This window comes from Microcystis sp. M53598_WE2 (assembly GCF_030067735.1).
In the GTDB taxonomy this organism is placed as follows: Bacteria; Cyanobacteriota; Cyanobacteriia; order Cyanobacteriales; family Microcystaceae; genus Microcystis; species Microcystis aeruginosa.
This window is the reverse complement of record NZ_JASJFE010000075.1, coordinates 1-4,388: the sequence shown is the minus strand read 5'-3', so window position 1 is coordinate 4,388 and position 4,388 is coordinate 1. Positions and strand designations below refer to the sequence as shown.

Annotated in this window: 11 protein-coding genes and 1 pseudogene; 2 read left to right on the top strand and 10 right to left on the bottom strand. The window is 38.7% G+C overall.

All coding sequences use genetic code 11. The features are described 5' to 3' along the window. A pseudogene (locus PX636_RS01815) lies at positions 1 to 277 on the bottom strand (DUF3782 domain-containing protein); the annotation flags it as partial. A gap of 123 nt (positions 278 to 400) precedes the next feature. Then, positions 401 to 589, bottom strand: coding sequence for a hypothetical protein (locus PX636_RS01810; protein WP_288116036.1), 189 nt, complete (start codon positions 587 to 589; stop codon positions 401 to 403). A 46-nt stretch (positions 590 to 635) separates the two neighbouring features. Here PX636_RS01810 and PX636_RS01805 point away from each other — a divergent pair, with 46 nt between their 5' ends. Continuing rightward, positions 636 to 836 (top strand): RelB antitoxin-like protein, encoded by a 201-nt coding sequence (locus tag PX636_RS01805; protein ID WP_012267985.1) that lies wholly within the window; start codon positions 636 to 638, stop codon positions 834 to 836. A gap of 70 nt (positions 837 to 906) precedes the next feature. Beyond that, the gene (locus PX636_RS01800; protein WP_353853446.1) at positions 907 to 1,086 is read left to right on the top strand and encodes a type II toxin-antitoxin system RelE family toxin; all 180 of its coding nucleotides are present in this window, start codon (positions 907 to 909) and stop codon (positions 1,084 to 1,086) included. Positions 1,087 to 1,140: 54 nt separating this feature from the next. On the opposite strand, the gene PX636_RS01795 is transcribed toward PX636_RS01800, so the two are convergent. The 8 genes from PX636_RS01795 to PX636_RS01765 all read right to left on the bottom strand — a co-directional run bounded on the left by PX636_RS01795 (position 1,141) and on the right by PX636_RS01765 (position 4,380). Further along, positions 1,141 to 1,770 carry a DUF3782 domain-containing protein gene (locus tag PX636_RS01795; protein WP_288116034.1) on the bottom strand — a complete coding sequence of 210 codons (630 nt, stop codon included), beginning with the start codon at positions 1,768 to 1,770 and terminating at the stop codon, positions 1,141 to 1,143. A 223-nt stretch (positions 1,771 to 1,993) separates the two neighbouring features. Then, positions 1,994 to 2,212, bottom strand: a complete 219-nt coding sequence (locus PX636_RS01790) for a type II toxin-antitoxin system HicA family toxin (protein ID WP_288116038.1) — start codon at positions 2,210 to 2,212, stop codon at positions 1,994 to 1,996. Beyond that, complete coding sequence (locus PX636_RS01785) at positions 2,209 to 2,403, bottom strand: type II toxin-antitoxin system HicB family antitoxin (RefSeq protein ID WP_002776391.1); 195 nt, start codon at positions 2,401 to 2,403, stop codon at positions 2,209 to 2,211. The genes PX636_RS01790 and PX636_RS01785 overlap by 4 nt, the downstream gene beginning before the upstream one ends. 73 nt (positions 2,404 to 2,476) lie before the next feature. Then, positions 2,477 to 2,854 (bottom strand): HEPN domain-containing protein, encoded by a 378-nt coding sequence (locus tag PX636_RS01780; RefSeq protein ID WP_002739474.1) that lies wholly within the window; start codon positions 2,852 to 2,854, stop codon positions 2,477 to 2,479. After that, positions 2,851 to 3,177 carry a nucleotidyltransferase domain-containing protein gene (locus PX636_RS01775; protein WP_002740269.1) on the bottom strand — a complete coding sequence of 109 codons (327 nt, stop codon included), beginning with the start codon at positions 3,175 to 3,177 and terminating at the stop codon, positions 2,851 to 2,853. The genes PX636_RS01780 and PX636_RS01775 overlap by 4 nt, the downstream gene beginning before the upstream one ends. 185 nt (positions 3,178 to 3,362) lie before the next feature. Then, positions 3,363 to 3,572, bottom strand: a complete 210-nt coding sequence (locus tag PX636_RS22540) for a hypothetical protein (protein ID WP_353853445.1) — start codon at positions 3,570 to 3,572, stop codon at positions 3,363 to 3,365. A gap of 39 nt (positions 3,573 to 3,611) precedes the next feature. Then, a complete protein-coding gene (locus tag PX636_RS01770; RefSeq protein ID WP_288116032.1) occupies positions 3,612 to 4,106 on the bottom strand; it encodes a PIN domain-containing protein in 495 nt (164 codons plus the stop codon). Then, positions 4,090 to 4,380, bottom strand: coding sequence for a UPF0175 family protein (locus PX636_RS01765; RefSeq protein ID WP_002770431.1), 291 nt, complete (start codon positions 4,378 to 4,380; stop codon positions 4,090 to 4,092). Before PX636_RS01765 ends, PX636_RS01770 begins: the two co-directional genes overlap by 17 nt. Positions 4,381 to 4,388 lie beyond the last annotated feature (8 nt).

Below are 4,388 nucleotides of genomic sequence, written 5' to 3'. Positions count from 1 at the left end.
AAGGGAGAGCAAGTCCTTCGGTAAAGCTGCCGAATTTTGCCCCGAGTCCCCCAATTTGCTGACCTAATTCTTTGAGTTGTTTGTCAGTTTTCTGCTGTTGTCGGTCAGTTTCCTTGATTTGTTGGGCGTTTTCCTTCTGTTGTTGACTAACTTCCTTCAATAGTAGGTCAGTCTCCTTCAGTTGTTTGTCAGTTTCTTTTTGAGCAGCAGTCAATTCGGCTTGAGCAGTCGCTAATTCGGCTAAGATTCGCCATACGTCTTCTGATGTAGTTGCCATAGATGATTTTTTCCCGATGTCACCTATTCACTATTTTATTGGATTTCTGCGCTTGCCGAAGGCACTGGGGAGCAGACTGCTGATTCAATTGGGTAAGGTGGAGGCTAATTCATAGAACAAGAATCACCGCCACCAGCGACTAACATCCCTAATCCCTTGATACACTTCTCCCAAGGCGACCAGTCCACCAAAATGAAGGATTAAAGGGACTAAGTTGGGAATAGTTTCGAGGGAAGAAGGACGAGTGAGACTCCCCAAAGCTTGAAGGGTATTTTCCCAGAAGGATAGGTCAACATGGTTAGGCGTTAACACCTGAGTTATAATTGGAACGAAAATTAACTAAGGCAGTTGTTCTCAAATGAAATTAAAGGAAAGGTATATCACCGATGAGCAGGGTAATCGAATAGGTGTTCTTTTAGATATAGAAGAATATCAGAAACTGCTGGAAGAATCGGAGGAGTTAGATGCCATTAGAGCCTATGATTTAGCTGTCTCAGGTGAGGATGATGAAATTCCTTTTGAAGCAGCGATCACTGAAATTGAAAATAGCCAGCAATGAGTTACAATATTACTATTAAAAAACGTGCTTCTAAGGCTTTAGCAAATCTCCCAAAAGATGATTATCAAAAATTCGAGATGGCATTAGAGAATTAGCCGAAAATCCAAGACCATCAGGATGTCTAAAACTGACAGGAAGAGAAGGTTGGCGGGTTCGGATTGGAGTTTATCGAATTATTTATGGTATCGATGATTCAGAAAAGAAGGTGATTGTTCTTGATATTGGGCATCGAAAGGATATTTACCGCTAAATACAAGCAATCATCCCTCACAATATCAGAGCAAAAGCGATCACCTTTGATGTTTTAATAGATTTGAGGTTGAAAATTATCAGGAATATCGAGTTCAAATACTTGGTCATGAATCCGAGCCACATAAAACCCTTCTTGCAGAATTTTTTCGCGTAATTCGTTCGATAAGTCAACCGATGCTAGTATGCCATAGAGTTTTTTGTCTTTGTGTTCAGGAAAAAAGCGGCGAAACCGTTGCAAAATACTTTTTAATTGTGTAATAGACTCTTCTCTGGCATGACTTTTAACCTCAACGATATAGGCAGTATTTAGCTCACCATTGGTATAGGCAAGGACATCAATTTCTAGGTGTTGTCCATCTTTACTGACTCGCACACTGGGACTAACCACTTCCATGCCAAAGCGTTGTCTGAGAATCGTTTCCATTGAGGGGAGAGCAAGTCCTTCGGTAAAGCTGCCGAATTTGGCTCCGAGTCCCCCAATTTGTTTACCCAATTCTCTGAGTTGTCGGTCGGTTTCCTGTTGTCGTCGCTCGGTTTCCTTCTGTTGTTGGGCGTTTTCCTTCTGTTGTTGACTAACTTCCTTCAGTTGTTTGTCAGTTTCTTTTTGAGCAGCAGTTAATTCAGCTTGAGCAGTCGCTAATTCGGCTAAGATTCGCCATACGTCTTCGGATGTAGTTGCCATAGATGATTTTTTCCCGATGTCACCTATTCACTATTTTATCGGATTGCCACGCTTGCCGAAGGCACTGGGGAGCAGACTGCTGATTCAATTGGATAAGGCGGAGGCTAATTCATAGAACAAAAATCACCGCCACCAGCGACTAACATCTTTAATACTTTGATACACTTCTCTTAAAGCTACCTCCCCCCCAAAATGAAGGATTAAAAGCAGGTTAGAAATAGTTTTAGAGTAATTCTAAGAATTCTTCGATAGCTAAACCCGCTTCTTTAACAATCCCTGCCATTGTATAAGCATTAACCGGATTTGCTCGTGGAATGGCGATAGTCTGTTCTCCATTTGTCATAGTAATATGTTTTCTCTGTCTAGTGATGCGGAATCCCGCTTTTTCAAAGGCATTAACAGCGCGTAGATGATTAATTCCAGGTAATTTTGGCCTACTTATCCTACTTCTACATAACGCACTTCCGCATCTTTGTTTAACTCTTCAATTGTCTCTAAATAGTCTTGTATCGCTTCTTTGATATTTTCTATAGCTTCTGCTTCAGTGTCCCCCTGTGACCAACATCCGGGTAAACTGGGACACCAAATTGCATAACCTTCTTCGCTTTGTTTGAGTCGAACTTGATAGCGCATAAATAGTTACTGTAGTATTTGCTAGAGTGGGAGCATTCCATTTGAGATAATTTATCTATCTCTTTATACTAAACTAATGTGTATTAAGCCAGTGGCTTGCTTGTTCTACAAATACTGTGGCGTATTCTAAGGCAATTTTTGTTTGTTCCCTAGTTATTTCAATAACTTGATCATAATCTCCTAATTGTCGTAAATCATAGGTAATTCTTAATGCTTTTGATAGTTCTAATGATAATTCACCTGTTTGAATAAAATGTTGAGAAAATTGCTGTCGTACCCCTCGATGACTGCGAGTATTGATATTTTTAACTATTAACAGAGCTTGGACTGTACAATAAATGGCATAATAGCAACGAGAAATACAAGCACGATAATAATTTTTTTCAAGTAATAGGGTGGCCGCTTCTAATTCTTCATTAGCTTGATTGATATAGGACGAAATTTGGTTCACAGGACAATCCCTTCTCGGCGAATATTGTCCATTAATGGGGTTTGTCGATGAACAAAGTCTTCATCGGCGATGGGAATCAAAGAAATGAAGGTATTATATTTAAGGTCTAGTTGAGTAGCGATGTCTGCCATCCGAATCACTTCATCTCCAGGGGAAATGGGCCCCTTTAATACGACCATAATATCAATATCTGAGTCCTCATTGGCGTTACCCCGCGCTTGTGAACCAAAAAGGATGAGTTTTACTAACCGTTTTCCATAAAACTTTGCTAATTCTTGGCGAAATTCTTGTAGTATAGGCATTAGGGTTTGTAATTGAGCCATGGTTTTATTACTTAGAAATTATTTTTTGTAATAAATTGTATTGATGGATGTCACTTATTCACTATTTTATCGGATTTTTGCGATTGCGTAGGGAGTGTGGAAAGATGGGGAGGAATGCGATCGCCAATGAAATGTGGATGGGTCATTCATTCGACGGCTCATAGCGTTCTAAACTTTTAATAAAATCATCGTTTTTCTTCTCGCCATGCTGCTTGACGGATAGATTTAGGGGTAATATCCCTGTCTTCCCACAATCCTGCTAGGGCAAAGAAGTCTTGCTCGTTATCAGATAATGTTGTTTGATCTTCGATGATTTCTACGGAGTCAACAAAATCTAAAGCAGTTAAAATTTTAGAGAGTGTTTCTGCTTTTTCTTGGTCACGAATGTGTACGATTTATTGTTTCAAGGTAGTAAATTTTGCATTGAGTTAGTATTAATGATCATTGTCTAATTCTGTTTTTAGCCAATTAATAATCGGAGAACTATTACGAATTCCATGATTAATTAACTGCTGTGATAAATCTAAAATTTCTTGTTTAGATAGATAACCTGCATAAAAACCAACCAAGAGAATTCCTAATGTTCCTTTGACGGGTAATTCCATAGCTTTGGCAACTCTTCTTGCTAATTTCTCATCTATAATTACCCAGTCTAGTTTAATTGAAATTGCCAAGAGAATAACTTCTAATTCTCCTCGATCTAATCCTAGTAATAGCGGTTCAAGAGGAGATGATGATGCAACTTCTTGAACTTGAATCCAATTGGCATTTTTGAGTTCTTTTGCCCCCGGTTTATTATCTCCAGCGATGACAATTTTTTGATAAACTGCCCAAGGAATAATCACTTCATTAAATAGCTGATTAAGAAGATCTAATTGATTAATCAAAGATAAGGCGATGATCGGTGTAGAATTAACAATTATCTTCATTCTCTTTGATTTTTTGGGCTAATTTACGGCTGGTTTGTATTTCTGATTCCCATTCTTCTGCTGTGTAATCAATAATGGAAAAACCATACTCAGAGAGAAGTGTATAAAATGTATATTTATCGCAGCCTAATACTTGTGCGCCGATTCCTGCTGAAATTTTTCCTTCTTGATAAAGATGCCCTAATGTATAAATTATGACTTTACGAGAGAATGCTTCTTTTTCTTCTCTGGCGGCAATGAGAAGTTCTTCGGGAAATGTTACATTAATGCTCATGAGTGTTT

Coding starts and splice junctions, on each gene's coding strand:
- PX636_RS01805 (WP_012267985.1), top strand. CDS start 636: ATGAAATTAAAGGAAAGGTATATCACCGATGAGCAGGGTAATCGAATA.
- PX636_RS01795 (WP_288116034.1), bottom strand. CDS start 1,770: ATGGCAACTACATCCGAAGACGTATGGCGAATCTTAGCCGAATTAGCG.
- PX636_RS01785 (WP_002776391.1), bottom strand. CDS start 2,403: ATGCGCTATCAAGTTCGACTCAAACAAAGCGAAGAAGGTTATGCAATT.
- PX636_RS01775 (WP_002740269.1), bottom strand. CDS start 3,177: ATGGCTCAATTACAAACCCTAATGCCTATACTACAAGAATTTCGCCAA.
- PX636_RS01770 (WP_288116032.1), bottom strand. CDS start 4,106: ATGAAGATAATTGTTAATTCTACACCGATCATCGCCTTATCTTTGATT.
- PX636_RS01765 (WP_002770431.1), bottom strand. CDS start 4,380: ATGAGCATTAATGTAACATTTCCCGAAGAACTTCTCATTGCCGCCAGA.